The 420-nt window shown below is 53.6% G+C and carries 1 protein-coding gene; it reads left to right on the top strand.

Going from position 1 to position 420, the window contains the following annotated elements:
• The coding region (locus tag CHK_RS07900; RefSeq protein WP_046443509.1) for a bacterial Ig-like domain-containing protein at positions 1-420 on the top strand (420 nt) is incomplete at both ends.

The raw sequence follows: 420 nt of genomic DNA, 5'->3' as shown, positions 1-420 counted from the left end.
GTACTTGACAGTATCGAAGTGACGGAGAACCCGACGAAAACAACGTACACGGTAGGCGATACGTTTGATGCTGCGGGACTGGAAATAACGGCACACTATACGAACGGCGGCGCAGACAAGGTGCTGACGAGTGGTGAATACACGCTTTCTACACCCGATATGAGCACGGCGGGAACAAAGACAGTGACCGTGACGTACGAAGAAAGCGGCATAGAGAAGACAGCGACGTTTAGCATCACAGTGAACGCACCTGCGCCGGTTCTGGACAGCATCGAGGTGACGGAGAACCCGACGAAAACAACTTATACGGTAGGCGACACGTTTGATGCTGCGGGGCTGGAAATAACGGCACACTATACGAACGGCGGCGCAGACAAGGTGCTGACGAGTGGTGAATACACGCTTTCTACACCCGATATG

It is taken from the genome of Christensenella hongkongensis, assembly GCF_000981035.1.
Classification (GTDB): domain Bacteria; phylum Bacillota; class Clostridia; order Christensenellales; family Christensenellaceae; genus Christensenella; species Christensenella hongkongensis.
Note: the sequence above shows the minus strand (reverse complement) of the source record. Positions and strands in the feature narration are given on the sequence as shown.